Below are 26549 nucleotides of genomic sequence, written 5' to 3'. Positions count from 1 at the left end.
GATAGGTTGCACACAACTTAACTGTGCGCTACCGTTCTTCTCGTGACCAACGAACTCGCACTCGATCGTCAGGTGTGCTTCGCGCTGTACTCCGCATCGCGGGCTACGACCGCGGTGTACCGCCCGATGCTCGACGAGCTCGGCGTCACGTATCCGCAGTACCTGGTCCTGCTGGTGCTGTGGGAGAAGGACGGGCGCGGCGTCAAGGAGATCTGCGCCGAACTCGACCTCGACACCGGCACTCTCTCGCCGATGCTCAAGCGACTCGAAGGTCTCGGTTTCATCGAGCGTCGACGACTGAGCACCGACGAACGCCGGGTCGAGATCCACCTCACCGAGACCGGTAGCGCCATGCGCGCGAAGGCACTCGACCTCCCCCGCAAGCTGGCCGAGAAGACCGGCATGGGAGTCGACGATCTCGTCAGGCTCAAGGAATCGCTCGACGCATTGACGAGCGCTCTGCATCACACCGATTCGCGCACGACAGAAGGAGAATCATGAAGACCATCTACACCGCCGAAGCTCTCGCCACCGGCGAAGGACGCAACGGCCACGCCCGCACCTCCGACGGACGTCTCGACCTCGATCTCGCCATCCCGGAGGCCATGGGCGGCAGCGGAAACGGCACCAACCCCGAGCAGCTGTTCGCAGCCGGCTACGCCGCGTGCTTCCACTCCGCACTGCAGATGGTGGCGCGTCAGGACAAGGCCGACGTCACCGACTCGGCCGTCGGCGCTCGCGTCGACATCGGACCCAACGACGCAGGCGGCTTCCAGCTCGCAGTCACCCTCGAGGTGACTCTGCCGAACCTGAGCCGCGAGAACGCCCAGGCCCTGGCCGACAAGGCCCATCAGGTCTGCCCGTACTCCAACGCCACCCGCGGCAACATCGACGTCACCGTCACCGTCACCGAAGACGAGTAAGAGGAAACACCATGAAGGCACACGAAATTCACCTCGCGTCCCGCCCAGAAGGCTGGCCGACCGAAGACAACTTTCGCGCGGAGGTCGTCGACCTTCCCGAACTGCAGGACGGGCAGATCCTCGTTCGCAACATCGTGATGTCGGTCGATCCGTACATGCGTGGTCGGATGAACGACGTGAAGTCGTACGTCCCGCCGTTCCAGCTCGATGCGCCGCTCGACGGCGGTGCCGTCGGCGAGGTCGTCGAATCCAAGGCCGACGGTTTCGCAGCCGGCGACGCTGTTGTGCACGGCAAGGGATGGCGCGATCTCGCGATCGTCCCGGCGAACGGCGCAAGCAAGGTCGACCTCTCGGCCGCGAAGGCGTCTGCATACCTGAGCGCACTGGGAATGACCGGAACGACGGCGTACGCCGGTCTGACCGAAGTTGCCTCGTTCGAGGAGGGTGACGTCGTCTTCGTCTCCGGCGCTGCCGGTGCAGTCGGGTCACTCGTCGGCCAGATCGCCAAGGCGCTCGGCGCTTCTCGCGTCATCGGCAGTGCCGGGTCTCCCGCCAAGGTCGCCCGCTTGCTCGAGCTCGGGTTCGACGCGGCATTCGACTACCACGACGGCCCTGTCGCCGAGCAGCTGCGCAAGGCGGCACCGGACGGCATCGACGTGTACTTCGACAACGTCGGCGGCGAGCACCTCGAAGCCGCCATCGGTTCGATGAACAAGCACGGCCGAATTGCCATGTGCGGAGCCATCGCTCAGTACAACTCCACCGAGCCGACTCCCGCTCCACGCAACCTCGCGCTGGCGATCGGCAAAGAGCTGACACTCAAGGGCTTCATCGTCGGTTCGTATGCGCACCTCACCGAGGAATTCCGCGCGAAGATGACGGAATGGCTCGCAAGCGGCGCAATCGAATTCGACGAAACGATCGTCGAAGGCCTCGACAATGCTCCGGCCGCCTTCATCGGACTGATGAAGGGCGAGAACACCGGCAAGATGGTCGTCACCATCTAGATCGGACCAGCACGGCGTCACCGCAATCCACACCCCGGTCGGGAATTCCGACCGGGGTGTTTCCATGCGCGTACCGATTACAGTCGTTGCATGCCTGCCGCCCCACTTCCGTTGCGCGACGGCCTCGACCCCACCAGGGTGCGGATGCCCGACGTCGCGACCGGCGCAACGGTGCTCGAGTATCTGTGTGCCCGCTTCCCGCAGGATGCGGCCAGGCTGACCGAAAAGGTGTCCGGCGGGGAGGTCGTCGATGCGACGGGCGTACCGATCGACGCGTCGACGATCGCCGGCCCGCGCGCGGACATATATCTCTACCGTGACCCGCCGGTGGAATCGGCCGTGCCGTTCTCCCTCGATGTGCTGCACCGCGACGAGAACCTGCTCGTGGTGGACAAGCCGCACTTTCTCGCCACGACGCCGCGAGGCGCGTACATCGCACGCTCGGCGTTGGTCCTGCTCCGCCGCCGGTTCGACCTACCCGAGCTGAGCCCGGCGCACCGTCTGGACAGGCTGACAGCAGGCGTTCTCGTGTTCACCGTCAGACAGCAGGCTCGCCGGCCGTACCAGGAGCTGTTCGCTCAGCGCACGATCACCAAGCAGTACGACGCCATCGCCCCACTCGCTCGCGAACTCCGGTTCCCGATGACGGTGCGCAGTCGAATCGTCAAGGAACGCGGCGTTCTTCAGGCCGTTGAGGTACCGGGCGAACCCAATGCCGAGACACGCGTCGAACTGGTCGACACTCTCGGGTCGTACGGTCGATATCGGTTGCACCCGCGCACCGGGAAAACGCATCAACTTCGGGTTCATCTGTGCTCGTTGGGAATCCCGATCGTCGGAGACAACTTCTACCCGTCGTTCCGCGAGGTCGCCGACGACGATTACTCCGATCCGCTCCGCCTACTGGCTCGCTCCATCGAGTTCGTCGATCCGCTCAGCGGCGTGGTCCGACGGTTCGAGAGCAATCGGAGTCTCGATCCTCCGGCAGCACAACCGATCCCGTAATTCTGGCCATCTCGTCGGCTCGGACGGTGATGCGGTGCGAGATGACCGCGAGCGCGAACAGGCCGACCGCCACATTCCCCAGCGCAGCGAACCCTTCCTGAGCGAAATCCACGAGCGCGTTGAGCAAAGTGAACACCAGTGCGGACACGCGGAGAGTGCGCAACGGCCACAGGGGACCGTCCGTTCGCCACCGCAGCATCGCCGGAAGCGCCGTGGCGAATGTGATGCAAGCACTGACGAACAGGATGCCGCTGGCGATGCCCATCCTGTCGACGTCGATCGTCAGGTCTCGGCGATCGATCAGCAGGTCACCCAAGACGAGTTCGACGATCCCGAACACGACTCCTGCCCCGGAAATCAGGACCAGCCCCCAGCCGACGACGGGAACCCAACGGGGACTGGTGAAGAACGCGGGGATCAGCCGTGGAACGAACTGGCGCATCGAGTGGGTACGCGATGTCGACCGGCGGCAGGTGCCGAGCAACAGTCTAATTCCGGCTACGGTGTCCGGGTCGGCTCCGTCCGACTCGGCTCGCGCCACCATCCGCAGCGCCCAGTCGCGCCGATGCTCGGGAAGACCGTGCGCGACGCCATCGGCGGCGATCGCGGCCGCATTCGCCAGTGACTCGTCCCGCGAGGGCCTGCGGAACTCCCGCACGATCCTGCTGAACACCAGCAGCAGCACCACCAGGACGTACATGATCTCCGACGACGGGCCGTAGAAGTAGTCGTTGTCCTTGGTGACGAACTTGCCGACCTCGTCGAGAAACAGCCCGAACCCGATTCCGCCGAGCACCACGGTGAAGACCCGAACGCCGAACCCGATGAACATCCACCCGATCAACAGAGCCAGCATCATCGCCGCCCCGCCGTACAGGGCGTGCGCGATGTGCAGCGACTTGCCACCGACCTGCGGGTAGTGGGTGAGCTCCAAATACGCCCTGGTGACCAGAATCGTTGCAATGGCCACCACCATGAAGGCCTCGGACGCGGAACTGCCGTAGGCATCGCGGACCACACCAGTACGTTGCGGGCGCCCCGGACGAGCGGTCATCAACCGAGTATGAGCTTCCCGCCGTCGCCTCCGGGCTGTTTTCGCCTGTGCATTCCCGCGCGCCCGTGTGAGTAGCTTGACAAATTCGTTTGCCGAAACTGCAATGGATCGATGACCGATGCAGAAACCACCCTCGACGAACTCATTGCCGGCCTCGGCCCCCGCCTCAAGCGCATCCGAATGGAAAAGAACACCACCCTCGCCGCGCTGTCCGACACCACCGGAATTTCGATCAGCACGCTCTCGCGGCTCGAATCCGGTGACCGCAAACCCAGTCTCGAACTGCTGTGGCCGATCGCCCGCGCGCATCAGATGGCGCTCGACGATCTGGTGACGGCTCCCCCCGTCGCCGATCCCCGGGTACGCACCACGGCCACCGTGCGCGAGAACCTGACCATTCTTCCGCTGACGCTCCGCCCGGGTGGCCTACAGGCATACAAGCTGGTGGTTCGCCCCGACGACAAGGAGCCGCGCCCGCGGGTGCACGAGGGGTACGAGTGGTTCTACGTTCTCGACGGAACCCTGAGACTGATTCTCGGCGAACACGATCTGACGATGAAGGCCGGTGAGGCCGCCGAATTCGACACCCGGGTACCGCACTGGTTCGGCGCAGTCGGTAACCGACCGGTGGAGCTGCTGAGCTTGTTCGGACCTCAGGGCGAGCGCATGCACGTCCGTGCGAAACCGACTGTATGAAAAGTCATGTCGGTGTGAGACAGTGAAGCCCGCTCGACGCAGAATCCACTCGGTCATCCGCACCGACAACACCATCTCGAGGAAAAAGATGACCGACAGACTGCCCGATTCACCCGCCTCTCGTACCGACGTCGACATCGCGACCGGAGTGCTCATCGGTATCCACGGTGGCTCGGTGGCCGACGCCATCGACGAGTTGTTCACCACGGCGAAGAATCACCGGGTAAGTCTGTTCGAGCTCTCCCGCACGCTGATCACTGTCGCCGAAGGGCGCGACGTCGAGCAGTCCACGACGACGGACGCGGTGTACTCGGTGTGGGGTTCGGCGCTCGGTCGGCGTGGAGCCGAGACCACGTTCGGCTTGGTCACCGGTTCCGCCGCAGTCTGATCCGGCGGTCGCTATCCGCGCACTGCCGGGTCGGTCCGCAGTTCCGGGAATCGAGCCGTCATCGCGTCGATGTGCCGATACATCTCGTAGAGCTCGGTGCGCAGAGTGGATGCCTCGGACTCGAATTGCCTCGCGCGAGACTCGGCACGGTCGGCGCGAGCCCGAAATGCTTTGGATTGCGCAATTTCGATGGCCGCCGAACACGTCCGAATGTGTTCGGCCAGTCCTCGCGCGAACACTCTCGCCTGGGCAAGATTGACGTCGTAATTGTCGTCGCGCGGTGACGGTGCGCCGTTCGCTGTGCCCATGAAATGAAGTCGCCCTCGGTCGTCGGCCTCGATATCCTCCGACGAACTCTACGCTCGGATTCGAGCGACCCGTTCGAGAACCGCCCCTCCGAGAATCGCCATCACCCGAAGACGAGTGCCAACACCACCGACGCAGAGGTGGCAACGATGGCAATGACGATGGTCGCTGCGATCGCACGTTGCCGCACGGTGCGGTAGCTCGACGTTTCCAACCCGTCGTCGGCATCGTCCTCGTCGACGGTGCGCGCGCCGTAGAAGTCGTCGGAATCGACTCCGTCCTCGTCGAAGTACACGACATCGCGCGGTGGGATCCAGCTCTGCCCGTTGGCTGCGATTGCGGCCCCCAGTCGTTCCAGGCGCATCTGAGCCCGCACTGGATACCAATCCGAGGGCGCGTGGATGGGGAGCGCTCCGGCGAGCATCAGCGGCGACCGGTACTGCTTCTGCAGTGCCGCGAACGCAGCGGACGCCGTCGGATCGTCGTCGGCCTTGTCGGTCAGAAACCACACGGCACCGGCAGCCGCACGATCACCGAGAAGGAGATACGTGTACGCGAGCAATTCCAGAACCGTCGGCGACGACGGGTTGCGAGGCAAAGCGTCGAGCAGCCCGTTTCGTGCGGCGATGGTGTCTCCACGTGCGAGATCGGCTTGCGCGCGAGCGATCACATCCACCTGTCGAGCCTAACGTTGCAATCGCGCGCCGTCACGGGACAGTGGGTACAACCGCACACGACAAAGCCCCTCCCGACCGAAGTCGAAAGGGGCTCTGTGCGTGTTTGTCGATCACAACCGTGGTGGCCAGGGCCGGGATCGAACCGGCGACCTTCCGCTTTTCAGGCGGACGCTCGTACCAACTGAGCTACCTGGCCGGGCGGCACCGGTGAAACAATGCCATCGCAATGCCGGTGCTTTCACACCGATTCTGCGACCCTGACGGGACTCGAACCCGCGACCTCCGCCGTGACAGGGCGGCGCGCTAACCAACTGCGCCACAGGGCCTTGCTGTTGTTGCCGCGCTATTTCTAGCGCACCAACTCTCCGAACTGCAAATCTGCTTCTCGCCGGAGCGAGATGAAGAATGCTGTACTGCACATCGGATTGTCAATCCGATGTTTTCCTGCGTACCCCCTACGGGATTCGAACCCGCGCTACCGCCTTGAAAGGGCGGCGTCCTAGGCCGCTAGACGAAGGGGGCCCGCCGAATTGCTTCGACGCTACCCTCAACGGCGTTCCGTTGGGAGCTGGGATAGCTTAGGACACTTTCGCTGTAAATCTCAAACCGGCAGGTCAGAGGCGGTTTTTGCCTCGTTTTCGCCGAATTGCTCCCACCCGTGCAGTTCGAGTTCGGCCAACCAGCTGTCCGACGCCATGGCGAGCAGCACGATCTCGACGGACTCCTCGAACCGTTCGCGTAGATCTGCGTTGTCGGCCACCAGATCCGACATGTAACGCTGACCCGCCATCGACGCGGCGAGCACTCGCACGAACTTGGCCGCATCGAACTGCGGCTTGAGGTCTCCCATCGCCAGCGCCCTCTCGGCCTGCGCGTACCCCTGTGCACCCCACACCCGGCCACCACCGGAGTGCACCTCCGCGTAGAACTCGGGCTCGACGATCAGCCGGAATTCTGCACGCACGATCACGTCGTTCTGAAAGTTCTGCGCGATGTCGTCGACGATTCCCTTGATGACGTAAAAGGGATGTGCGGTCGAATCGGCCCATTTCTCGGAGATTGCGACATAACGGTCGAGTCCGGCCGCGAGCACTGCTCGGGCCAGATCTTCCTTGGATTGGAAATGGAAGTACATCGCCCCCTTGGTGGCGTTCGATCCTTCCAAGATGGTGTTGACGGACGCAGCCGCATATCCGCGCTTGGCGAATTCCGCCGCCGCTGCCTCGACGATCGCCGCCCGGGTCCGCCGTGCGCGCTCCTGTTGTGCCATTTACTCCGTGCCTCCGAGCCCAAGCGCCCTGCATATCCACAGGTAGTACAAGTAGAGAGTACTTCACCCGAACGACACGCGACTCGACTCACCTGCGGTCCGCTACGACGCGTGCAGCCGACAGAAAATTCGGTTGAGTAACTGAAACAAGCCGAATGGTATTGTTCACCCGGCTCGAGTGCGCTGCAGGGGGTGCGCACTCGAGCCGATTTTCGTACTTCCACTCGAGCCACGTCGACATCGTCCTTCGAGCCGGAGCACCGATACCGGGGATGGATACGAACTCCGCAGCGTGGCCGCCGGTGTGCGCGCCGGTCTCGCACATCGAAAAGCAGTTGAATATCGAATTAGATTCTGCACGAGCATCTCTCGCGACATGTTCGTTTGCATCGCTCCTTAGCGCATGAAAACTGTTGCTCGTCAATCGAATACGAAAAAAGCGCTCCACAGGGTCACCAAAAGTACTGTCCGCTAGTCGATGTCAGCGGAGAATCGATAACGGTTTCGACACGTTCTCGCCATAGTCGGCGACGTACACCGCCTCGGGCATAGCGTGATGCGCATCACACACGATGCTTCGGCCGATCGGGGACGGGTGCACGCCATGAATCTATCGATCCGCGTATGTCGTTCGATGACAGTACTACTCGTGTCGTCGGCATTGACGTTGTCGACGGCTCACACAGTCGCCGCCGATCCGCTGACGAACTTCCTCGATCCCGTCGCCGATCCCGCCCTCTACCTGCCGACACCACTCGGCGAGCCGTTCTTCGACCCGCCGGCAGGATTCGAGCAACTCCCGCCCGGATCGATTCTCGGCACCAGACGCGTGAGCGTGGGGCCGCTGTTCACCCCGGTCACCTCGACCCAAATTCTCTATCGCACAAACGATTCCAAAGACCGACCCGTCGCAGCGGCCACGACGGTCGTCGTGCCCGACGCGCCCTGGGCCGGTCCCGGCACGCGTCCCGTCGTCGCGTACAACATGGCCATCAACTCACTGGGCAACACCTGTGCACCGTCGTGGACCCTGCCCCGAGGTATCGCCCGCGAGATTCCAGCGGTGCAGGCGTTCCTCGCCAAGAACTACGCAGTGGTCGTCACCGATCACGAGGGTCCTCGGCAGGCGTACGCGGCCGGGCGCATGGCCGGCCATGCGGTGCTCGACGCGTTGCGCGCGATGGTGCGCCTTCCCGAACTCGGGTTGCCCGCGTCCTCCCCGATTGCCGTCACAGGCTATTCGGGCGGGGCGATCGCCACCGGATGGGCCGCTCAACTCGCCCCGTCGTACGCGCCGGAGGTCAATCTGGTGGGCGCGGCCTTCGGCGGTCCACCGACCGACTACCGGATTCTGCTGACGTCGATGAACGGCAACGTCGCGTCGACGTTGTTCCTGTCCGCAGCGCTCGGAGTTGCCCGCGAGTATCCCGAGATGTTTTCCCTGATGAACGCCAACGGACTGCGCCTGGCCACCGTGGCCAAAGATCTCTGCATCACTTTGCTCGCTCCCGGCGGCCTGGTGGCACCGATCCCGGCGCAGGCCCTCTCGGACGTGCCGAACGTCGACCGGACCGAGATCGCCGAACGCATCATCGCCGCGACCCGCATGGGCGGTGATATCGCCCCCACCGTGCCCACGATGATCTACCAGGGCCGTCAGGAATTCTGGATCCCCCGGGAAGGTGCGGAGACGCTGTACGACGAGTGGTGCGCACACGGTGCCGACGTACGCCTCGAGGAGTACTTCGGTGAACACCTCGTCGTCGCGATCAGTGGCATTCCCGGTGCGTACTCCTGGATCGACGACCGCCTGGCCGGTATCCCCGCGCCGCAAGGCTGCAGCAGTTTCGGGCGCTGACCCCCGAAACGCGGTGCCGGGGGTGCATGACCGACACGGCTGCACTGCCCATTACACTTTCGATCCGCGCCCCTATAGCTCAGTTGGTAGAGCTACGGACTTTTAATCCGCAGGTCGTAGGTTCGAGTCCTACTGGGGGCACCACACACCTTTCCGCCGAACTGCATTCGGCGGCACCCGGTCCGTACACTCGGGGTAACGATCGGCCCGTCCGCAGCGACGTGCAGGGAGAACTGCAGCAGTCGCGAAGATCCCCACATCGGCCGATGTCGGTCGTCACGACTGCTCGAACAGCAAGTGAACAGCCGCGACACGGTTCACACCGAACCTACGGTGCCGTACGCTGGACCGGTCGTACGCAATCTATGGAGGCGATCTAATGGCGAGGGATCTGACACAGCTCGAGCTTCTGCAAGAGCTGGTGCCCACTGCCGAGGACAACGTGAACCGTCACATTTCGATGGCGCGTGAATGGCACCCCCACGACTACGTGCCGTGGGACGAAGGCCGCAACTTCGCCGCACTCGGCGGCAAGGACTACGACCCGGAGCAGTCCAAGCTCTCCGACGTCGCGCAGGCTGCGATGATCACCAATCTGCTCACCGAGGACAACCTGCCGTCCTACCACCGTGAGATTGCCGAGAACTTCTCCCAGGACGGTGCCTGGGGAACCTGGGTCGGCCGCTGGACCGCCGAGGAGAACCGCCACGGCATCGTCATGCGTGACTACCTCGTCGTCACCCGTGGCGTCGATCCCGTCGCCCTCGAAGAAGCCCGCATGATCCACATGACCAACGGCTTCGCGTCCCCCGCAGGTTCGCAGACCGGTTTGCTCCACTCGGTTGCCTACGTGACCTTCCAGGAACTGGCGACCCGCGTCTCGCACCGCAACACCGGCAAGGTCTGCGACGACCCGATCGCCGACCGCATGCTCCAGCGCATCGCCGCCGACGAGAACCTGCACATGATCTTCTACCGCAACATCACCGGCGCAGCGATGGACATCGCACCCGACCAGACCCTCGACGCCGTCTCCGACATCGTGACGAACTTCGTCATGCCGGGCGCGGGAATGCCCAACTTCCGCCGCAACGGTGTGTTGATGGCCAAGCACGGGATCTACGACCTGCGTCAGCACCTCGAAGACGTCGTCTGGCCCGTGCTGCGCAAGTGGAGCGTCTTCGAGCGCAACGACTTCACCGCCCGCGGTGAGAACAAGCGCGAAGAACTCGCCGCGTTCCTCGAAGACCTCGAACGTCAGGCCACCAAGTTCGAGGAGATGCGAGATCGCTCGCTCGCTCGCGAACGCGCCAAGGCCGAAGCACGCGCGTCCTGAGTTTCGATCGACTGGTGTGCCCGGTACCGACTTCGGTGCCGGGCACCGCCTTTTCTCCCGAAAGTTCTCCCTTCGTTCCAAAGGCTTGTTTTCCATGACATTGCAGATCGGCTCCCTGGAGTTGCGCAGCCCCGTCGTCCTCGCACCGATGGCAGGCGTCACCAATGTGGCGTTCCGCACGTTGTGCCGTGAGCAGGAACTCGAGCGCGCGGGCAGCACGTCCGGTCTGTACGTCTGCGAGATGGTCACCGCACGCGCTCTCGTCGAACGGCAACCCGCCACGATGCACATGACGACGTTCGGGCCCACCGAAACTCCCCGGTCCTTGCAGCTCTACACGGTCGATCCGGACACCACGTACGCCGCGGCGAAAATGATCGTCGACGACAACCTGGCCGATCACATCGACATGAACTTCGGCTGCCCGGTCCCGAAAGTCACCCGCAAGGGCGGCGGTGCCGCATTGCCGTACAAGCGAAACCTGTTCGGCCGCATCGTGGCTGCGGCGGTCAAGGCCACCGAGGGCACCGACATCCCCGTCACGGTCAAGTTCCGTGTCGGAATCGACGAGAACCATCACACCCATCTCGATGCCGGCCGGATCGCCGCCGACGAGGGTGCAGCGGCCGTGGCGTTGCACGCCCGCACTGCCTCGCAGCGGTACTCCGGCACCGCCGACTGGAACGAGATCGCTCGACTCAAGGAGCACGTCACCGGGATTCCCGTCCTGGGCAACGGCGATATCTTCTCGGCGTCCGACGCCGTCCGCATGATGGCGGAAACCGGATGCGACGGCGTCGTCGTCGGGCGTGGCTGCCTCGGTCGTCCATGGCTGTTCGCCGAGCTCAGTGCCCGCCTGAACGGGCGGCCAGAGCCGACGCCGCCGACCCTGGGTGAGGTGGCCACTATCATCGCGCGCCATGCCGAGTTGCTCGCGCAGCACCATGGTGAGGGCAAAGGCCTGCGAGAGTTGCGCAAGCACGTGTCCTGGTACCTGCGCGGCTTTCCGGCCGGCTCGGATCTTCGGGTGTCGATGGCACTGGTGTCGACCCTCGCCGAACTGGACGACCTTCTGGCGCAACTGGATCCGACCGTTCCGTTTCCCAAGGACGCCGAGGGTCCCCGCGGCCGGCAGGGCTCGCCCGGCGCAGTGTCGCTGCCCGACGGATGGCTCGACGATCCGGAGGACCTGTGTGTCCCCGCCGGTGCAGATCTGATGCATTCCGGCGGCTGATCGACCCCCTCACCAGGGCCCGTCTCGCACGAAGTGGACCGCGCCGCTCGAGTCAGTACTATGGCTTGGATTGCCGAGTAGACGGCACATGCGTGTGATGGAAGGCCAGGTTCGAATTCGTGGGAGACGATCGAGAGTCGGGCCCGTCTGTGCCCGAGGGTCGCGCCCCATGGGAGCGCCCGCTGTCCTCTATCGGACGAACCGGCGCAGGCGGACGTTCCGGACAACGTCCCCCTCGGTCCGACGACCCCGCCACACCCGACCCCTCTGGTTCGGAACCCGACTCGACAGACTCCGATTCTCCACCGAAGCCGGGTGACAGCGGCCGACTGGGTAAACGCTCCCCGCGCAACGCGGACACGGTGTCGGTCGCCGAGCTGGTCGACAAGATGTCTCGTTCGGGAGCCACCCGACGTGATCCCCCCGAACGGCCGGACGTCGAAGAGCCCACCGAGGTCATCTCACCGATCACCGACTCCACTCCCCCGCCGGCTCGGGCGAACCGTCCGATGCCCACCCCGCCGCCGCACGCTGCCCCCGAACCCGTCGGAGCACCCGCCGCCGACCGGCCGGCACTGACGCGTCTGGCGATGAGCCGAGTACGGCGACGACGACGGATACGCATGATCGGCCGAAGTCTGGTCTCGATCGTCGCCATCCTCGCCGTGGCACTCACCGGAGTGGTGTGGGGCTATCTACGCAACACCGATCAGGGATTCCTCCAAGTCGCCGCGCTCGACCCCGATTCGACCGACGTCGTCGACGCCGCAGGCCAGTACGGAGACGAGACCTACCTGATCGTCGGCACCGATACGCGCGCCGGTGCCAGTGGGCAGGTGGGCGCAGGAACCGTTGCCGATGCCGAGGGATCTCGATCGGACACCGTCATGCTCGTCAACATTCCAGCCGACCGCAGCCGCGTCGTCGCCGTGTCGTTTCCTCGCGACCTGGACGTGACCCGACCCGAGTGCGAGCAGTTCGACAACGTCACCAATACCTACACGGGCGAGATGTTCCCGGAGGCGTACGGCGACAAGCTGAACGCCACCTACGCCCTCGGCGGCCCGAAATGCCTGGTCAAGACCATTCAGAAGATCTCAGGACTGCGGATCGGACACTTCGTCGGCATGGACTTCGCCGGTTTCGAGTCCATGGTCGACGAGGTCGGCGGTGTCGAGGTGTGTACCGCTCAGCCTCTCGTCGACTACGAACTCGGAGACGTGCTGCCCAACGCCGGTACCCAACGCATCGACGGACGCACCGCACTGAACTACGTCCGAGCCCGGAACATCGAATCGGAGGGCAACGGCGACTACGGCCGGATCAAGCGCCAGCAGCGCTTCCTGTCGTCGCTGTTGCGATCGGCGTTGTCGAACAAGGTGCTTCTCGACCCGGGCAAACTGAACGGATTCGTCAACGCGTTCACCTCCGACACCTTCGTCGAGAACGTCAAGACCCAGGATCTGGTGACACTCGGCCGATCGTTGCAGAACGTCGACGCCGGCGCGGTGACCTTCCTGACCATTCCCACCACCGGAACCAACGACTACGGCAACGAGATCCCCAACGAAGACGCCATCGGTGCCATCTTCCAGGCGATCATCGACGACCTACCCCTGCCCGGCGAAGAACGGGCCGAACCGGTGACACCGGAACCGACCCCGCCGCCCGCCGCTCCCGACGCCCCGCTGCTGGCCGTCGATCCGGGCACCGTGTCGCTGCAGGTGTCCAACGCGTCGGACATCGCGGGAATGGCACAGACCGCATCCGATCAGCTGGCGACGTACGGGTTCCAGATCCTCACGGTCGGCAACTTCTCCGGCTCCGCCGCTCAGACCGTCGTTCGGTACTCCCAGGATCAGGAAGCCGCTGCGGCGACGGTGGCGTCGGCGATACCCGGTGCTGCCACCGAACTGGCTCCGAGCCTGAACAACGTCGTGGAAGTGGTCCTCGGTTCCAACTACCCGGGCTACACCCAGTACCCGGCCGAGGTCGGTGCGCAGATCGACCCCACCCAGGTGGAGGGAACGACCGAAAGTGCACAGTTGCCCGAGGATCTGTCGTTCACCAACGCGGCCGACGACACGTGCGCCTGACTCCATTCATTCCCCGTTAACCCTCGGGACAGAGAACTGGTCGGTGTGACCTACTAAACTGCGCTCATGCGCGTCGCCTACAACGAACAGATGAACGAGCTCGCCGATCTCCTCGGAGAAATGGCGAGCCTGGCTGGTGCGGCCATGGAAAAGGCCACGCAGTCTCTCCTCCAAGCAGACCTGGTTCTCGCCGAGCAGGTCATTTCCGAGCACGACAAGATCACCGAGCTCAGCGCGATCTGCGAGGAGAAGGCATTCACGCTTCTTGCGCTGCAGGCTCCGGTCGCGGGCGATCTCCGTTCGGTGGTGGCCGGCATCCAGATCGTCGCCGACATCGACCGAATGGGCGCACTCGCACTCCACGTCGCCAAGATCACCCGTCGCAGGCACCCGAACCATGCCCTCCCCGAGGTCGTCAACGGCTACTTCGCCGAGATGGGACGCCTCGCCGTGCAGATCGGTGCGTCGGCCCGTGAGGTGCTCGAGACCCGCGATCCCGAGCGCGCTGCGAAGCTGCAGGAAGAGGACGAGGCGATGGACGATCTGCACCGTCACCTCTTCACGGTGCTGATGGACCGTGAGTGGAGCCACGGCGTCGCCGCCGCGGTGGACGTGACCCTGCTGGGCCGCTTCTACGAACGCTTCGCCGATCACGCCGTCGAGGTCGGCCGCCGAGTCATCTTCCTCGTCACCGGCCAGCTTCCCGCCGACCTCCACCAGCAGAACATTCCCAGCTCGTAGCACCCACTTCGTTCGAGGTCGAGTAGCGCTGCGCGACAACGCCACTCGATCTCGACCCCAGGGCAGGCGCACAAAAGAACCCCCGTCGAGCTTTCGCTCGGCGGGGGTTCTCTGTGCGGTGTGCGGTTATCCGAAGCGGCCGGAGATGTAGTCCTCGGTGGCCTTCTGCGTCGGATTGGAGAAGATCTTCTCGGTGTCGTCGATCTCGATCAGCTTGCCGGGCTTGCCCGTTGCCTCGAGGTTGAAGAAGCCGGTCTGATCGCTCACGCGCGCGGCCTGCTGCATGTTGTGCGTGACGATCACGATCGTGAAGTCCTGCTTGAGTTCCTGAATCAGGTCCTCGATCGCCAGGGTCGAGATGGGGTCGAGGGCCGAGCACGGCTCGTCCATCAGCAGCACGTCGGGAGAGACGGCAATGGCGCGGGCGATGCACAGACGCTGCTGCTGACCGCCGGAGAGCCCGCCGCCGGGCTTGTCGAGGCGGTCCTTGACCTCGGTCCACAGGTTGGCACCCTTGAGCGAGCGCTCGGCGATCTCGTCGAGCTCTTTCTTGCTGCGGCCACCCTGCAACTTCAGCCCGGCGACGACGTTGTCCTTGATGGACATGGTCGGAAACGGGTTGGGCCGCTGGAAGACCATGCCGATGGTGCGTCGCACCCCGACGGGGTCGACGCCGCTGCCGTAGATGTCCTCGCCGTCGAGCAGCACCGAACCTTCGACGCGAGCGCCGGGCGTGACCTCGTGCATACGGTTGAGCGAACGCAGGACGGTCGACTTACCGCAGCCGGACGGTCCGATGAACGCGGTGACGCTGCGCGGCGGGACTGCCAGAGTGACGTCGGAGACGGCATGGAACTTGCCGTAGTAAATGTTGACGTCCTTGAGATCGAGACGCTTTGCCATGTTCTGATTCCTTAGGATTCTCTGGAGTCGGGTGGGTCAGAAGTTCTTGGGCGAGAAGAACTTCGAGACCAACTTCGCGCCGATGTTGAGTATTGCGACGATCAGGATCAGCGTCAGGGCTGCTCCCCACATGCGCTCCGCGGTGAGCACGCCGGTTCCTGCTTTCTGCAGGTCGACCATCATGAGCGGCAGTGACGTCTGCGGCCCCTCGAAAATATTGAAGTTGATAGCAGTGGCCGAGCCGACCAGGATCAGTACCGGAGCCGTCTCACCCATGACGCGGGCCAGAGCCAGCATGATGCCGGTGACGATGCCGGACAACGCGGTGGGGATGACGATCTTGGCGATGGTCTTCCACTTCGGCACACCCAGTGCGTACGACGCCTCGCGCAGGTCCTGCGGGACGATGCGCAGCATCTCCTCGGCCGAGCGCACGATGACCGGAATCATCAGCAGCACGAGGGCGAAGGCAACGGCGACACCGGAGCGCTGGAACCCGAAGGTGGCGATCCACAGCGCGTAGATGAACAGGGCCGCGACGATGGACGGGACACCGGTGAGGATGTCGACCATGAACGTCGTGACCTTGGCCAGTTTGGTACCTGCGCCGTACTCGACGAGGTAGATGGCGACGAAGATGCCGATCGGGATGGAGATGACGGCGCAGAACAGTCCTTGCAGGAGGGTTCCCACGATCGCGTGGTACGCACCACCGCCGGCGATGAACTGGGTGATTCCGGCCTGCGAGTTCTGCCACCAGGCCGGTGCGACCACGGCGGACAGTCCACGCGAGATCACCGTGTAGAGCACCCAGATCAGCGGTACGAGGGCGACGAGCACCGACAGGCTGACGAGAATCGTCGCCGCGAGGTTCGACGCCTTGCGCCGGGCGCTGACGCCCTGGAACGTGGGCTCCTTGACGGGCTTGTCCATGGTTGCGGTCATGGGTCAGTCCTTCTTTCCGGCGATGGCGGCGCGGGCACCGGCGTTGACGACGAAGGTCAGGACGAACAGCACCAGACCGGCGGCGATGTAGGCACCGGCCTGCAGCGGGTTGTTGAACTCGCCCGCTGCCAGCGCGATCTTGGTCGCGAAGGTCGAACCACCGTCGAACAACGTTCCGCCGAAGGTCGCCTGGGTGCTGCGAATGATGATGTAGAGCGCGATGGTCTCACCGAGTGCGCGGCCGAGGCCGAGCATCGAACCGCTGACGAAGCCGGACTTGCCGAACGGAATGACCGTGGTGCGTACGACCTCCCAGCGAGTGGCTCCGAGCGCGAGAGCCGCTTCGACCTGCCCCTTGGGCGTCTGGATGAACACCTCACGGGTGACGGCGGCAATGATCGGCAGGATCATCACGGCCAGGACGATGCCGCCGGTGAAGATGGTGCCGCCGCCTGCGATCGATACCGAGCCGGTGCTGAAGAGCGGGAACCAACTGAGCGACGAGTTCAGCCATTCGGCGAACGGGCTGATCGCCGGGGCCAGGACGTACAGGCCCCACAGGCCGAAGACGATCGACGGGACCGCAGCGAGGAGGTCGATGACGTAGCCGAGCGGTCCGGCAACACGCTTGGGCGCGTAGTTCGTCAGGTAGATCGCGATGCCGAGCGCGACGGGCATCGCCAGGATCAGAGCGAACAACGACACGGTGACGGTGACCAGGAACAGGTCGAGTACACCGAACACCATTGCCGAGGTGTTCGAGGTGTCCCACGCGCCGTTGTAGGTCAGGAAGTTGACCGTGTTGTTGGACAGTGAGGGAATCGCTCGCCAGAGCAGGAAGATGCCGACCGCAGCGATCAAGGCGATGATGAAGATGCCCGAGCCCTTGGCCAGGCCGGAGAAGATCCTGTCACCGGGACGGGTGACCGTCCCCGATGTTTTCGAGTCTGACAATTGTGGTTCTTCCGGTTCGTGGGCGGCACCTGTGGTAGGCACGGTAGCCGCTGAGGGGATGCCGGTGATCGAGTGGGTGTCGCTCATACCGCTCACTGTCTCGTGTCGATGCAGGGTGGTCCGCCTTCGGCCCGCGTCACCGCGAACCGAAGGCGAAACCGGGTTTATCGAGGATCAGGCGATCGCTTCGATGGCGGCGACCAGGCGTTCCTTGAATGCGTCGGGCAGCGGCACGTAACCGGCTTCTTCGAGGCCCTGCTGGCCCTCGTTTGCCGCGCTGAGCAGGAACGACTTGACGGCGGCCGTGGTGTCGGCGTCGTAGCCCTTCGAGCAGACGATCTCGTAGGTCGCGAGGACCAGCGGGTAGGTGTCTGCTTCGTTGCTGGCGTAGAGGCCGTCGATGTCGATGACGAGGTCGTTGCCCTCGCCCTTGAACTTCGCGGCGTCGATTGCCTTGCCCGCGGTCTCGCTGCTCAGCTCGACCGGTCCGTTACCGAAGTCGACGGCTGCCTTGCCGAGGCTCTCCTGATCGGCGAAGCCCTTCTCGACGTAGGTGATGGCGCCGGGGGTAGCGGCCACGGCCTGGGCGACGCCAGAGGATCCGTTGGCACCTTCGCCGACGCCGCCGGCCCAATCGGAGCTGTGGTTCAGCGTCCATGCCTCGGGAGCGGATGCGGCGAGGAAGCGCTGGAAGTTGTCACTGGTGCCCGACGAGTCGGAGCGGTAGACCGGGGTGATCGCGGTCGACGGGAGCGTTGCGCCCTCGTTGAGTGCGGCGATGGCCGGGTCGTTCCAGGTGGTGATCTTGCCGGTGAAGATCTGTGCGATGACGTCGGGGTTCAGCACCAGGTTGTCGACACCGTCGACGTTGTAGGCCACTGCGACCGGACCGAAGACCAGCGGCAGGTTCCACGCCGGGTTGTTGGCGCAGCGGACTGCGGCCTGTGCGGCCTGGTCGTCCTTGATGGACGAGTCGGAGCCGGCGAAGTCGACGAGGCCAGCGACGAACTGCGTGCGGCCGTTACCCGAACCACTGGTGGTGTACTCGACGGCCTTGCCTGCGCAGACGCCGGAGTAGATCGAGGTGAAGTTGGACATGGCGTTCTGCTGTGCGGACGAGCCCTCACCGGTCAACGGGGACTTGCCTTCGCACGAAGCCGAGGACTGCGATGCACCGTCCGTGGTGGCGACGTTGGCGTCGCTACCGCATGCGGCCAGCAACATGGCACTGACTGCCACTGCACTCATGAGAGCACCGTTGCGCTTGAGGTTCACCTGTTTCCTCCGAGGAATCTTGGGCCGTGGTCGCGGCGCGAACCCGAGGTTCGCGTCGAGACTGTGAAGGTGCCGGCTCAGAAGAAACCTCGCACCAGGCAGCGTAGGTTGCCGCCCAGAGAGAAAGGTAAAGGCAGGTGGTAGACGTTTACCCCCGCGTGGGTGAACGGAAGATGAACACCGTGCTGGAAATGTCCGATTACACGGTCCGCGCGTATGCGGCGTCGACGTGGTAATTCGTGAAACCGAGCTTGGTGTACGTGTGCACCGCCGCGGTGTTGTCGGCCTCGACGTACAGCATGATCTGGTCCAGTGCGCGTCCGCGCAGATAGTGCAGCCCGGCCAGGGTCAGTACCCGTCCGAGACCGCGACCCTGCGACTGCGGATCGATACCGACCACGTACACCTCGCCGATGGCCGGGTCGTTGCTGTCCGCCGCATGAACTTTGGTCCAGTGAAATCCGAGCAGGTGGTCGCTGCCTTCCTCGAACGCCAGGAACAGGCCCGCCGGATCGAACCACGGCTCGTCTCGCCGCGACGCGATGTCGCGATCGGTCCAGCCGCCCTGCTCGGGATGCCAGGAGAATGCCGCGTTGTTCACCCTCAGCAACTCGGCATCGTCCTGGTGCCCACGATAGGTTCGCAGCGAAATGCCTTGCGGTACAACCACATCGGGCAGGTCGGGCTCTGCCGCGGCCCGTCGCATCTGTAGCAGTTCCCGTGCCACCGTCAGCCCGAGCGCACGCGCCACGGACTGCGCTGCGGGCAGATTTCCGTGCGCCCAGATCCGCGTGTCGGAGCCGAGATCGAGTGCGCTGGTGACCAATCGACGACCGATGCCGCGGCCGCGATACTCCGGATCGACCACCGCCTCGGCCATACCGTCGGCAACGCCGGCGTACCCGACGACTCGATCTGCGTCGGTGGCGACGAATCGCACGACGCGCTCACCCCCGTCGACGGCCTTGACGGCCTGCTCCGAGAGAGGCGCAGTACCGTCGACTTCGGTTGCACGCGAAAGGATCCGGTGGATACCGTCGCTGACGCGCGAGGACGGTGCGTCGCCGTCGATGGGGTGGACGTCGAACGCAGTATCCGAATTCATCTACGAGAGCGTACTCTCTTGCTGGAACTCGAAATCCGCATCGTCGGAATCGCCGGCCATGGCGTCCGGAGCCGTACCGCCCTTGGAGTTACGCGACGGACGCACGGCCTTGTAACCCACGTTCCGCACCGTTCCGATCAGCGATTCGTACTCGGTACCGAGCTTGGCGCGGAGACGTCGAACATGGACGTCGACGGTCCGAGTGCCACCGAAGAAGTCGTAGCCCCATACCTCCTGCAGCAACTGGGCGCGCGTGAAGACGCGGCCCGCATGTTGAGCCAGGTACTTCAGCAGCTCGAATTCCTTGTAGGTCAGATCGAGTGGGCGACCGCGCAATCGTGCGGTGTAGGTGCCCTCGTCGATGACCAACTCACCGAGCGTGATCTTGCCCGACGTCTCGGGACTCGCGACCCCGCCGCTCCGGCCGACCAACAGACGTAGCCGAGCGTCCAGTTCCGCGGGACCGGTGCCGGGCAGCAGGATGTCGTCGAGCCCCCAGTCGGAGTTCACCGCGACCAGGCCGCCTTCGGTCAGGACCGCGACCACGGGGATGGCCGAGCCGGTACTACCGAGCAGCCGACACAGACCGCGAGCAGCAGCCAGGTCGGTACGCGCATCCACCAGCGCGATGTCGGCGGAACCTGCTTCGAGGAGAGAAGACACCTCGGTCGGTACCGGCCGGATGTGGTGGGCCAGCAAAGCAAGAGACGGGAGTACGCCCTCCGGATTGGGATCGGAGGTCAGCAACAGGAGCTCCACTGCGTCTCCGTTCTTACCGCTGGCCGGTCCAGCACAGGCTGGAATCGAGTGATCGTCAAGGACACAGACTAGCTTGTCCGTACAACCGGTCGAAGCGGGCAGTACGCGATGCTTCGGTCACAATGGACCGGTGCGCACACTTCTCATCGGACTCGTCAGCCTGTTGGCCCTCGCGCTCGTCGTCGATTTCGGGGCCGCGGCCTACTCCGAATATCGCGTCTCGCGTGCCATCCGCGACGGCGGCGAACTCACCTCGGACCCCCAGGTGATCGTGCACGGTTTTCCGTTTCTCACCCAGGCCGCCGACGGGCGCTATCAGAACATCGAGATCCGAGCCCAGGACGTACCGACCGAATACGTCGGCTCGACGACCATCGAAGCCAATCTGCGCGGCGTCCACATCGCGCTGTCCGATCTGATCGACAACAACGTCCGCGACATCCCGGTGGACGAGCTCGACGGCCGCGTCCGCATCGAGGCAACCGACCTCGGGCGGTTCCTCGGCATCGTCGACCTGCAGGTTTCCGCACCTCCGGCCGACAAGTCCGACGGCACGGGCGGCTCCGGCGGGTCGGGCAAGACCACCGCCGGTGGCGTCGTATTGACGGGAACGGTTCCGGTGGGACCGTTGCAGACCACCGTCAGCGTGCAGGCCGACCTTCTGCTCGAAGGTGACAGTGTCGCCATCGTGGCATCGGACTTCTACTTCGGGCCGGAGGGGCAGGCCGACTTCACGATTCCCGATTTCGCCAAGCCCACAGTTCTCGGTCTGTTCACCAAGACCATCGAACGCCAGAGCCTGCCGTTCGGACTGCTGCCGACGGACGTCTACGCGGAGGGTTCGCAGATCGTCGTCGAAGGGTCGGGAGAGAACGTGAACATCGACCTCAACGAGATCGAAAAGCCGTGACAGGGATCACAGTTCTGGTGGTCGTGGCGGTCCTTGCCGTTGCTGTCGGTTTGATTCTGCGTCGTCGTTCCGGTGCCGTACGCACCATCGCGTCCACCGATTCCGACGACCTTCGCCCGCTGCTCGTCGATGCAGGCGTCACCTCGGGAACCGCAACTATCCTGCATTTCTCGGCGGACTGGTGTGGACCGTGTGCCGCCGTGCGTCGTGTGGTGCACCAGGTTCTCTCCGATCGCACCGATGCACGCGACGTCGAACTCGACATCGATACTCATCCTGTTCTCGCCCGTGAACTCGGAGTGCTGTCTCTGCCGACGACCTTCGTCCTCGACAGCGATCTGCGTCGACGGTCGAGAATTGCCGGCGTGCCGTCGGCGACAGCTCTACGTGAGGCTCTCGACGCCCTGTAGGGCGCAACCCGGTCGGGTGGGCGGTACGACGCGCCCCTGGTAACGGGTAGGATGCACTTCGTGTTCTCCCGCCGCGAGCTCATGCTCACCAGTCGACGCACGGTTGATCTGTGCCGACTGGGCGGTTGTTGCTGTCGCTGCTGCTGATTTCCGTCTGCCGCCACGCCCTTGCGTGATGTCGGCCCGATGATCGAAATCCACATCCGAGCACCGGCGACAAGCCGTGCCCCGGCCTCGCACAGGAGTACCTCTCGATGTCGACATCCGACACCCACACCACCACGATCGACCAGGTCGACGTCCGTGGTCCGCGCTTTGCCGCGTGGATCACCACCGCAGTTCTGGTCGTCGTTCTCCTCGCGAGCACGGTCTCGGTTCCCGCAGCGGCAATCCTGCTGGGGCTCCAGGCGATCGTGTTCGGAATCGGAGCCGTCCGCGGACCCAAGCACAGTCCGTACGGCACGATCTACGCGACATTCGTCGCGCCGCGGCGCTCACCGACCACAGAACGTGAGCCGGTGGCCCCGCTGAAGTTCGCCCAACTGGTGGGCTTCGTGTTCGCCGCCGTCGGAGTCCTCGGATTCGCTCTCGGCGCTCCCGTCGTCGGCACCGTAGCGACAGGCTTCGCGCTCTTCGCAGCGTTTCTCAACGCAGCGTTCGCAGTGTGCCTGGGCTGCATGATCTACCCCCTCGCGGCTCGACTGCGCGGCAACTCGCGCACCGCCGCGTGACAAGTACCCCCTGATCCGACAAGAAAGACCGAAAGGAACACCATGGCTCGCTCCGACGTCCTGGTCTCTGCCGACTGGGCCGAGCAGAACCTGAACGCACCGAAGATCGTCTTCGTCGAGGTCGACGAAGACGCCAGCGCCTACGACGGCGGACACATCGAAGGTGCGGTCAAGCTCGACTGGCGCAAGGACCTGCAGGACCCGGTTCGCCGCGACTTCCTCGATCAGGAGCAGTTCTCCGGCTTGCTCTCGGCCAAGGGCATCAGCAACGACGACACCGTCGTGCTCTACGGCGGAAACAACAACTGGTTCGCCGCGTACGCGTACTGGTACTTCAAGCTGTACGGCCACAAGGACGTCAAGCTGATCGACGGCGGACGCAAGAAGTGGGAACTCGACGGCCGCCCGCTGTCGAAGGACGTCGTCAGCCGCGAGAACACGCAGTACCGCGCCGAGGCACCGGATCTGTCGATCCGCGCGTTCCGCGACGAGGTCATCGACGCCATCGGCAACAAGAACCTGATCGACGTGCGCTCCCCCGACGAGTTCTCCGGCAAGATCCTCGCTCCGGCACACCTCCCGCAGGAGCAGGCTCAGCAGCGTGGCCACGTCCCGTCCGCGATCAACATCCCGTGGAGCACCACCGCCAACGAGGACGGCACGTTCAAGTCCGACGAGGCGCTCGAAAAGCTGTACAAGACCAAGGGCTACGACGACAGCAAGGCCACCATCGCCTACTGCCGCATCGGTGAGCGCTCGAGCCACACCTGGTTCGTGCTCAAGGAGCTCCTCGGCAAGGAAGACGTCAAGAACTACGACGGCAGCTGGGTCGAGTACGGCTCCCTCGTCGGAGCACCCATCGAATTGGAGGTTCACTGATATGTGTGGAGCACCCGTGCAGGGTCAGACCATTCCCGCAGGCGTCGACGTCGAGAAGGAAACGGTCATCACCGGCCGTGTCCTCGCCGGCGACGGTGAGCCGGTAGCGGGCGCGTTCGTGCGACTCCTCGACGGCACCGGCGAATTCACCGCCGAGGTCGTCGCGTCGGGAACGGGTGATTTCCGTTTCTTCGCTGCCCCCGGACAGTGGACGCTGCGCGCGTTGTCCGCATCGGGCAACGGCGACACCGTCATCACGCCCGAGGGCGCGGGCGTGCACTCGGCCGACGTCACCGTCGGAGTCTGAGTCACCGAACCGAACACATAGAAGAACCCCGCACCTGGCAACCAGGTGCGGGGTTCTTTTTGTTGCTCTAGCCGACCGCTCGCGCCGGCTCGGGGACCGTGGAGTACTGCGGCGGGAACATGCCGGGAGGTACCGGGATGCCCTGGGATTCGAGGAAGGCACCGAGGTCGCTGACACGAGTCTGCGTCCCCGGCTCCGGTAGCACCCGGGGTTCCTGGGCAGGCTGAGGGGCCTCGGGGGTGGCCGGCGTGGCGGGATCGACCGTGGAAGGCGCGTTCTTCTTCTCGCGTTCGGTTCGGGCGAGATCGGTCACCCACGCGACCATTTTCTCGCTTTCCCACTCGACGCCGTCGTTGGGGTCGTTGTACCAGTAGGACAGGTGCTGCAGAAAGCCGATCGCCAGGTAGGGGCCGAGCACGACGTCGACGATGCCCTTGTTGTTCTCCACCAGGCCCTCGCCCTCGGCGCGCAACTTCGCCTTCACCGTCTCGGCACCCGGACCGAGGGCCCAGTTGAGATCGGCGAGTAATTGGTCGGGCGACAGCGCTGCTGCAGCCTTCGCGTCGTCCACCTGATACTGGCGGTCGGAGACTTTGACCAGAACCTGCAGGAGCGTCTCGTCCGACTCGAGCCACGACTTGTTCGTGGCGATGTCGATGATCGCGCGGGTGGCAATGGAGGCGACCGTCCGACCGAAGTCGGAAACGGTCTGCACCGGGTTGAGCAGCGTCAACCGCATCTGACCGAGCACGCCGAGCGCCAGCTGCAGCAGCTCGATCTTGTCCGGCGAGTCGCAGGCGAGATCGTAGGGACGACACGACCACGTGACCTTGTCGGTCATCGACCCGTAGTCCCGCGGCGACTGGTCCATGAAGCCGCCGAGCGACTGGCCCACCTCGTCACCGAAGTTCGGCACTCCGGCCGGGCGGTAGGGCGACCCCACCATGACGACGCCGACGACGTCGTCGGACGTGACGAGAGCGTTGGGGTCACGGTGGCCGAGTTCCATCGACACGCGATCGAGAATTTCGCCGCCGACGCTGTACCCGAGCAGCGCGAACTTGGTCTTCTCACCGCACTTTGTCTTGTACTCGTCCATCAACCGATTGGTCGACGCGATGCCGTCGGCGATCGATTCCTGGTAGGTCGGCACGTTGTCGAGTACGTCGAAGCCGTAGGTCGAGGAATACGGGACGTAGAGCCAGCCGACGGTGCCGGGGCTGTCCGCGTTGGCCTCACCGACCGGAACAGTGACGTTACCGACCCAGTTCGACGCGATCGTCTGAGCTTCTTCGTTGAGCGGGTTGCGATCCGCGTCCGAGTCGGTGGCTCCGGACACCGCCAACAGCAGCACGTCCGGGCAGTCCTGCGCATAATTGTTGGGATCGATGTTCGGGCCCTGAGACGAACCGAAGTCGGCCGAACCGGAACTTGCCGAACCCGAATCCGACGATCCCGAGTCGGGTGCGGCCAACGCAGCAGCAGGAGCTGCGAGGGCCAACGCCAGTGTGACAACCGCCGATCGAACCAACACGGAACCGAACGACGATGTCAGAACACGCTTACGACGCAGCATTTCTGCAGAGACCTCCCCAGCCTTCACGAGACAACAGCCTTACGAGACAACAGCCTTAACGGCACACACACAGTGAATTCGTCGGCGCTGTCGAAGTCGAGAGCCCGACGCCCCCGGGAAGAAGGTACCTGCTCGCGTCGATTTCGCCATCACTACGAGTGATCCAGGGCACTGCGGGCCGCAAAAAGGGCGGTGTGTCACCAATGCCACAGCGCGGAAACGGACCGTTGTCATCGACCGGTCTCGCCGCGGGTTAAACTCGGTTCCGTGGTCATCTTCTTCGAGGTATTGCTGGCGCTTGCGGCAGTAGCCATCATCGCGTTCTCGCTCTATGTCGTCTACCGACTGGTCAACGACGAGTCGTGACGGATCCGGGCGCGGGCAACCCCGACAGCATCGACGACGGACTGGGCACCCCTATCACCAGCGGTGACCAAGCCATTTCGGCTGCGGAGCAGAAGTTCGCCGAAGCGTCGGCGCGCAACATCCCGGTGCTGCCCGACATCCCCCATCCGGACGACACCGCGAACCTGCGGCTCGGCCCCGATCTGCACCCGTCGATGCTGGCGCTGCTGCCACTCGTCGGCGTCTGGCGCGGTCAGGGCGAGGGGCACGATCCCGAAACGGACACCGACTATCCCTTCGGCCAGCAAATCGTCGTCTCGCATGACGGCGGCAGCTACCTCAGCTGGGAATCGCGCTCCTGGAGACTCGATTCCGACGGTAACTACGCGCACCCCGACCTCAGAGAGACCGGGTTCTGGCGCATCAGCGGCGGCGACGGAGTCAAGGGGTCCAAGGACGAAGAAGTCGTCGAACTTCTACTGACGCACAGCACCGGCGTCGTCGAACTGTATTACGGTCACGCCCTGACCCAGTCGTCCTGGGAACTTGCCACCGACGTCGTCATCCGCAGCACCTCGGGTGCACTGGTGGGCGGAGCTCGCCGCCTGTACGGAATCGTCGAGGGCGGCGATCTGGCGTACGTCGAAGAACGCGTTGTCGCCGACGGCCCGCTCGCACCGCGTCTGTCGGCCCGCCTCACCCGCTACATCGGCTGAAACAGAATCTCTTTCGGGTCTCGGGGGCCGTTCGCATGCGAACGGCCCCCGAGCCATACCTGATATCAGGTCCCGACCGGACAGGTCGGGGGCTCGGGGGCCGGGTAGCTGCCTGGGATTCGCCTGCCGCTCGCGCGGTCTTC

At 64.4% G+C, this 26549-nt stretch carries 28 protein-coding genes and 4 tRNA genes; 18 read left to right on the top strand and 14 right to left on the bottom strand.

Translation table 11 applies throughout. From position 1 onward, the window contains the following. Window positions 1–42 precede the first annotated feature (42 nt). From QM588_RS08495 to QM588_RS08480, 4 genes are all read left to right on the top strand, one after another. Entirely contained in the window at window positions 43–501 is a 459-nt protein-coding gene (locus tag QM588_RS08495; RefSeq protein WP_032371321.1) for a MarR family winged helix-turn-helix transcriptional regulator, read from the top strand. After that, a complete protein-coding gene (locus QM588_RS08490; protein WP_027495882.1) occupies window positions 498–923 on the top strand; it encodes an organic hydroperoxide resistance protein in 426 nt (141 codons plus the stop codon). The genes QM588_RS08495 and QM588_RS08490 overlap by 4 nt, the downstream gene beginning before the upstream one ends. Window positions 924–934: 11 nt before the next feature. Continuing rightward, a complete protein-coding gene (locus QM588_RS08485; protein ID WP_283312604.1) occupies window positions 935–1930 on the top strand; it encodes an NADP-dependent oxidoreductase in 996 nt (331 codons plus the stop codon). 90 nt (window positions 1931–2020) lie between these two features. Beyond that, window positions 2021–2935 carry a pseudouridine synthase gene (locus QM588_RS08480; RefSeq protein ID WP_283312603.1) on the top strand — a complete coding sequence of 305 codons (915 nt, stop codon included), beginning with the start codon at window positions 2021–2023 and terminating at the stop codon, window positions 2933–2935. Here QM588_RS08480 and QM588_RS08475 read toward each other — a convergent pair. Next, window positions 2865–3989 (bottom strand): hypothetical protein, encoded by a 1125-nt coding sequence (locus tag QM588_RS08475; RefSeq protein ID WP_283312602.1) that lies wholly within the window; start codon window positions 3987–3989, stop codon window positions 2865–2867. The genes QM588_RS08480 and QM588_RS08475 overlap by 71 nt on opposite strands. A gap of 111 nt (window positions 3990–4100) precedes the next feature. Between QM588_RS08475 and QM588_RS08470 the strand changes: the two genes are divergently transcribed. Together QM588_RS08470 and QM588_RS08465 are read left to right on the top strand one after the other, a co-directional pair. Beyond that, window positions 4101–4685: a helix-turn-helix domain-containing protein gene (locus QM588_RS08470; protein WP_032373745.1), complete on the top strand. Its 585-nt coding sequence runs from the start codon at window positions 4101–4103 to the stop codon at window positions 4683–4685. 88 nt (window positions 4686–4773) lie between these two features. Next, window positions 4774–5073 (top strand): ANTAR domain-containing protein, encoded by a 300-nt coding sequence (locus tag QM588_RS08465; RefSeq protein WP_045842143.1) that lies wholly within the window; start codon window positions 4774–4776, stop codon window positions 5071–5073. 11 nt (window positions 5074–5084) lie between these two features. Here the strand turns inward: QM588_RS08465 and QM588_RS08460 are convergent, their stop codons facing one another. The 6 genes from QM588_RS08460 to QM588_RS08435 all read right to left on the bottom strand — a co-directional run bounded on the left by QM588_RS08460 (window position 5085) and on the right by QM588_RS08435 (window position 7326). Beyond that, window positions 5085–5381 carry a hypothetical protein gene (locus QM588_RS08460; protein ID WP_032365867.1) on the bottom strand — a complete coding sequence of 99 codons (297 nt, stop codon included), beginning with the start codon at window positions 5379–5381 and terminating at the stop codon, window positions 5085–5087. A gap of 101 nt (window positions 5382–5482) precedes the next feature. Beyond that, window positions 5483–6055 carry a DUF6584 family protein gene (locus tag QM588_RS08455; RefSeq protein ID WP_283312600.1) on the bottom strand — a complete coding sequence of 191 codons (573 nt, stop codon included), beginning with the start codon at window positions 6053–6055 and terminating at the stop codon, window positions 5483–5485. 120 nt (window positions 6056–6175) lie between these two features. Then, window positions 6176–6252 (bottom strand) — tRNA-Phe (locus QM588_RS08450). Window positions 6253–6308: 56 nt separating this feature from the next. Next, window positions 6309–6382: transfer RNA gene (locus tag QM588_RS08445), tRNA-Asp, on the bottom strand. Window positions 6383–6505: 123 nt separating this feature from the next. Further along, window positions 6506–6578: transfer RNA gene (locus tag QM588_RS08440), tRNA-Glu, on the bottom strand. Window positions 6579–6657: 79 nt separating this feature from the next. Continuing rightward, window positions 6658–7326 (bottom strand): TetR/AcrR family transcriptional regulator, encoded by a 669-nt coding sequence (locus QM588_RS08435; protein ID WP_283312599.1) that lies wholly within the window; start codon window positions 7324–7326, stop codon window positions 6658–6660. Between the two features lie 634 nt (window positions 7327–7960). Between QM588_RS08435 and QM588_RS08430 the strand changes: the two genes are divergently transcribed. The 6 genes from QM588_RS08430 (at window position 7961) to phoU (ending at window position 14591) form a co-directional block, all read left to right on the top strand. Next, the gene (locus tag QM588_RS08430) at window positions 7961–9184 is read left to right on the top strand and encodes a lipase family protein (protein WP_283312598.1); all 1224 of its coding nucleotides are present in this window, start codon (window positions 7961–7963) and stop codon (window positions 9182–9184) included. 68 nt (window positions 9185–9252) lie between these two features. Further along, window positions 9253–9328, top strand: a tRNA-Lys gene (locus QM588_RS08425). A gap of 235 nt (window positions 9329–9563) precedes the next feature. Then, entirely contained in the window at window positions 9564–10520 is a 957-nt protein-coding gene (locus QM588_RS08420; protein ID WP_032381649.1) for an acyl-ACP desaturase, read from the top strand. A gap of 94 nt (window positions 10521–10614) precedes the next feature. Beyond that, window positions 10615–11754: a tRNA dihydrouridine synthase DusB gene (gene dusB / locus QM588_RS08415; protein WP_027495874.1), complete on the top strand. Its 1140-nt coding sequence runs from the start codon at window positions 10615–10617 to the stop codon at window positions 11752–11754. Window positions 11755–11873: 119 nt separating this feature from the next. Further along, on the top strand, window positions 11874–13850 hold the full coding sequence (locus QM588_RS08410) for an LCP family protein (RefSeq protein WP_283312597.1): 1977 nt from the start codon (window positions 11874–11876) through the stop codon (window positions 13848–13850). A 66-nt stretch (window positions 13851–13916) separates the two neighbouring features. Further along, complete coding sequence (gene phoU, locus QM588_RS08405) at window positions 13917–14591, top strand: phosphate signaling complex protein PhoU (RefSeq protein ID WP_027495872.1); 675 nt, start codon at window positions 13917–13919, stop codon at window positions 14589–14591. 126 nt (window positions 14592–14717) lie between these two features. On the opposite strand, the gene pstB is transcribed toward phoU, so the two are convergent. From pstB to QM588_RS08375, 6 genes are all read right to left on the bottom strand, one after another. Then, window positions 14718–15494 carry a phosphate ABC transporter ATP-binding protein PstB gene (gene pstB, locus QM588_RS08400; RefSeq protein WP_032381647.1) on the bottom strand — a complete coding sequence of 259 codons (777 nt, stop codon included), beginning with the start codon at window positions 15492–15494 and terminating at the stop codon, window positions 14718–14720. A gap of 36 nt (window positions 15495–15530) precedes the next feature. Further along, window positions 15531–16439 carry a phosphate ABC transporter permease PstA gene (gene pstA / locus QM588_RS08395; protein ID WP_027495870.1) on the bottom strand — a complete coding sequence of 303 codons (909 nt, stop codon included), beginning with the start codon at window positions 16437–16439 and terminating at the stop codon, window positions 15531–15533. A gap of 3 nt (window positions 16440–16442) precedes the next feature. Beyond that, window positions 16443–17480, bottom strand: a complete 1038-nt coding sequence (gene pstC, locus QM588_RS08390; RefSeq protein WP_032381646.1) for a phosphate ABC transporter permease subunit PstC — start codon at window positions 17478–17480, stop codon at window positions 16443–16445. An 87-nt stretch (window positions 17481–17567) separates the two neighbouring features. Next, window positions 17568–18668 (bottom strand): phosphate ABC transporter substrate-binding protein PstS, encoded by a 1101-nt coding sequence (gene pstS, locus QM588_RS08385; protein ID WP_283312593.1) that lies wholly within the window; start codon window positions 18666–18668, stop codon window positions 17568–17570. A gap of 199 nt (window positions 18669–18867) precedes the next feature. Then, window positions 18868–19773, bottom strand: a complete 906-nt coding sequence (gene mshD / locus QM588_RS08380) for a mycothiol synthase (protein ID WP_283312591.1) — start codon at window positions 19771–19773, stop codon at window positions 18868–18870. Next, on the bottom strand, window positions 19774–20532 hold the full coding sequence (locus tag QM588_RS08375; protein WP_283312590.1) for a winged helix-turn-helix transcriptional regulator: 759 nt from the start codon (window positions 20530–20532) through the stop codon (window positions 19774–19776). 130 nt (window positions 20533–20662) lie between these two features. Between QM588_RS08375 and QM588_RS08370 the strand changes: the two genes are divergently transcribed. From QM588_RS08370 to QM588_RS08350, 5 genes are all read left to right on the top strand, one after another. Next, entirely contained in the window at window positions 20663–21442 is a 780-nt protein-coding gene (locus QM588_RS08370) for an LmeA family phospholipid-binding protein (RefSeq protein ID WP_027495865.1), read from the top strand. Further along, the gene (locus QM588_RS08365; RefSeq protein ID WP_283312588.1) at window positions 21439–21852 is read left to right on the top strand and encodes a thioredoxin family protein; all 414 of its coding nucleotides are present in this window, start codon (window positions 21439–21441) and stop codon (window positions 21850–21852) included. The genes QM588_RS08370 and QM588_RS08365 overlap by 4 nt, the downstream gene beginning before the upstream one ends. Before the next feature lie 254 nt (window positions 21853–22106). Continuing rightward, the gene (locus QM588_RS08360; protein ID WP_027495863.1) at window positions 22107–22583 is read left to right on the top strand and encodes a DUF4395 domain-containing protein; all 477 of its coding nucleotides are present in this window, start codon (window positions 22107–22109) and stop codon (window positions 22581–22583) included. 42 nt (window positions 22584–22625) lie between these two features. Then, window positions 22626–23462: a sulfurtransferase gene (locus QM588_RS08355; protein WP_283312586.1), complete on the top strand. Its 837-nt coding sequence runs from the start codon at window positions 22626–22628 to the stop codon at window positions 23460–23462. Window position 23463: 1 nt separating this feature from the next. Then, complete coding sequence (locus QM588_RS08350; protein ID WP_008719402.1) at window positions 23464–23769, top strand: DUF1416 domain-containing protein; 306 nt, start codon at window positions 23464–23466, stop codon at window positions 23767–23769. Window positions 23770–23836: 67 nt separating this feature from the next. Here QM588_RS08350 and QM588_RS08345 read toward each other — a convergent pair whose 3' ends face one another. Beyond that, window positions 23837–25372, bottom strand: coding sequence for a cutinase family protein (locus QM588_RS08345; RefSeq protein WP_283312583.1), 1536 nt, complete (start codon window positions 25370–25372; stop codon window positions 23837–23839). 368 nt (window positions 25373–25740) lie between these two features. Here QM588_RS08345 and QM588_RS08340 point away from each other — a divergent pair, with 368 nt between their 5' ends. Continuing rightward, complete coding sequence (locus tag QM588_RS08340) at window positions 25741–26406, top strand: FABP family protein (protein ID WP_027495859.1); 666 nt, start codon at window positions 25741–25743, stop codon at window positions 26404–26406. The last annotated feature ends 143 nt before the right edge of the window (window positions 26407–26549 follow it).

It is taken from the genome of Rhodococcus sp. IEGM 1354, from assembly GCF_030056855.1.
Taxonomy (GTDB): Bacteria; Actinomycetota; Actinomycetes; order Mycobacteriales; family Mycobacteriaceae; genus Rhodococcoides.
Note: the sequence above shows the minus strand (reverse complement) of the source record. Positions and strands in the feature narration are given on the sequence as shown.

What these genes read in the sequence shown, in the direction of transcription:
- QM588_RS08490 (WP_027495882.1), top strand. Translation starts at nt 498, where the DNA reads ATGAAGACCATCTACACCGCCGAAGCTCTCGCCACCGGCGAAGGACGC.
- QM588_RS08485 (WP_283312604.1), top strand. Translation starts at nt 935, where the DNA reads ATGAAGGCACACGAAATTCACCTCGCGTCCCGCCCAGAAGGCTGGCCG.
- QM588_RS08480 (WP_283312603.1), top strand. Translation starts at nt 2,021, where the DNA reads ATGCCTGCCGCCCCACTTCCGTTGCGCGACGGCCTCGACCCCACCAGG.
- QM588_RS08475 (WP_283312602.1), bottom strand. Translation starts at nt 3,989, where the DNA reads ATGACCGCTCGTCCGGGGCGCCCGCAACGTACTGGTGTGGTCCGCGAT.
- QM588_RS08470 (WP_032373745.1), top strand. Translation starts at nt 4,101, where the DNA reads ATGACCGATGCAGAAACCACCCTCGACGAACTCATTGCCGGCCTCGGC.
- QM588_RS08465 (WP_045842143.1), top strand. Translation starts at nt 4,774, where the DNA reads ATGACCGACAGACTGCCCGATTCACCCGCCTCTCGTACCGACGTCGAC.
- QM588_RS08460 (WP_032365867.1), bottom strand. Translation starts at nt 5,381, where the DNA reads ATGGGCACAGCGAACGGCGCACCGTCACCGCGCGACGACAATTACGAC.
- QM588_RS08435 (WP_283312599.1), bottom strand. Translation starts at nt 7,326, where the DNA reads ATGGCACAACAGGAGCGCGCACGGCGGACCCGGGCGGCGATCGTCGAG.
- QM588_RS08430 (WP_283312598.1), top strand. Translation starts at nt 7,961, where the DNA reads ATGACAGTACTACTCGTGTCGTCGGCATTGACGTTGTCGACGGCTCAC.
- QM588_RS08420 (WP_032381649.1), top strand. Translation starts at nt 9,564, where the DNA reads ATGGCGAGGGATCTGACACAGCTCGAGCTTCTGCAAGAGCTGGTGCCC.
- dusB (WP_027495874.1), top strand. Translation starts at nt 10,615, where the DNA reads ATGACATTGCAGATCGGCTCCCTGGAGTTGCGCAGCCCCGTCGTCCTC.
- phoU (WP_027495872.1), top strand. Translation starts at nt 13,917, where the DNA reads ATGCGCGTCGCCTACAACGAACAGATGAACGAGCTCGCCGATCTCCTC.
- pstB (WP_032381647.1), bottom strand. Translation starts at nt 15,494, where the DNA reads ATGGCAAAGCGTCTCGATCTCAAGGACGTCAACATTTACTACGGCAAG.
- pstA (WP_027495870.1), bottom strand. Translation starts at nt 16,439, where the DNA reads ATGACCGCAACCATGGACAAGCCCGTCAAGGAGCCCACGTTCCAGGGC.
- pstC (WP_032381646.1), bottom strand. Translation starts at nt 17,480, where the DNA reads ATGAGCGACACCCACTCGATCACCGGCATCCCCTCAGCGGCTACCGTG.
- mshD (WP_283312591.1), bottom strand. Translation starts at nt 19,773, where the DNA reads ATGAATTCGGATACTGCGTTCGACGTCCACCCCATCGACGGCGACGCA.
- QM588_RS08360 (WP_027495863.1), top strand. Translation starts at nt 22,107, where the DNA reads ATGTCGACATCCGACACCCACACCACCACGATCGACCAGGTCGACGTC.
- QM588_RS08355 (WP_283312586.1), top strand. Translation starts at nt 22,626, where the DNA reads ATGGCTCGCTCCGACGTCCTGGTCTCTGCCGACTGGGCCGAGCAGAAC.
- QM588_RS08350 (WP_008719402.1), top strand. Translation starts at nt 23,464, where the DNA reads ATGTGTGGAGCACCCGTGCAGGGTCAGACCATTCCCGCAGGCGTCGAC.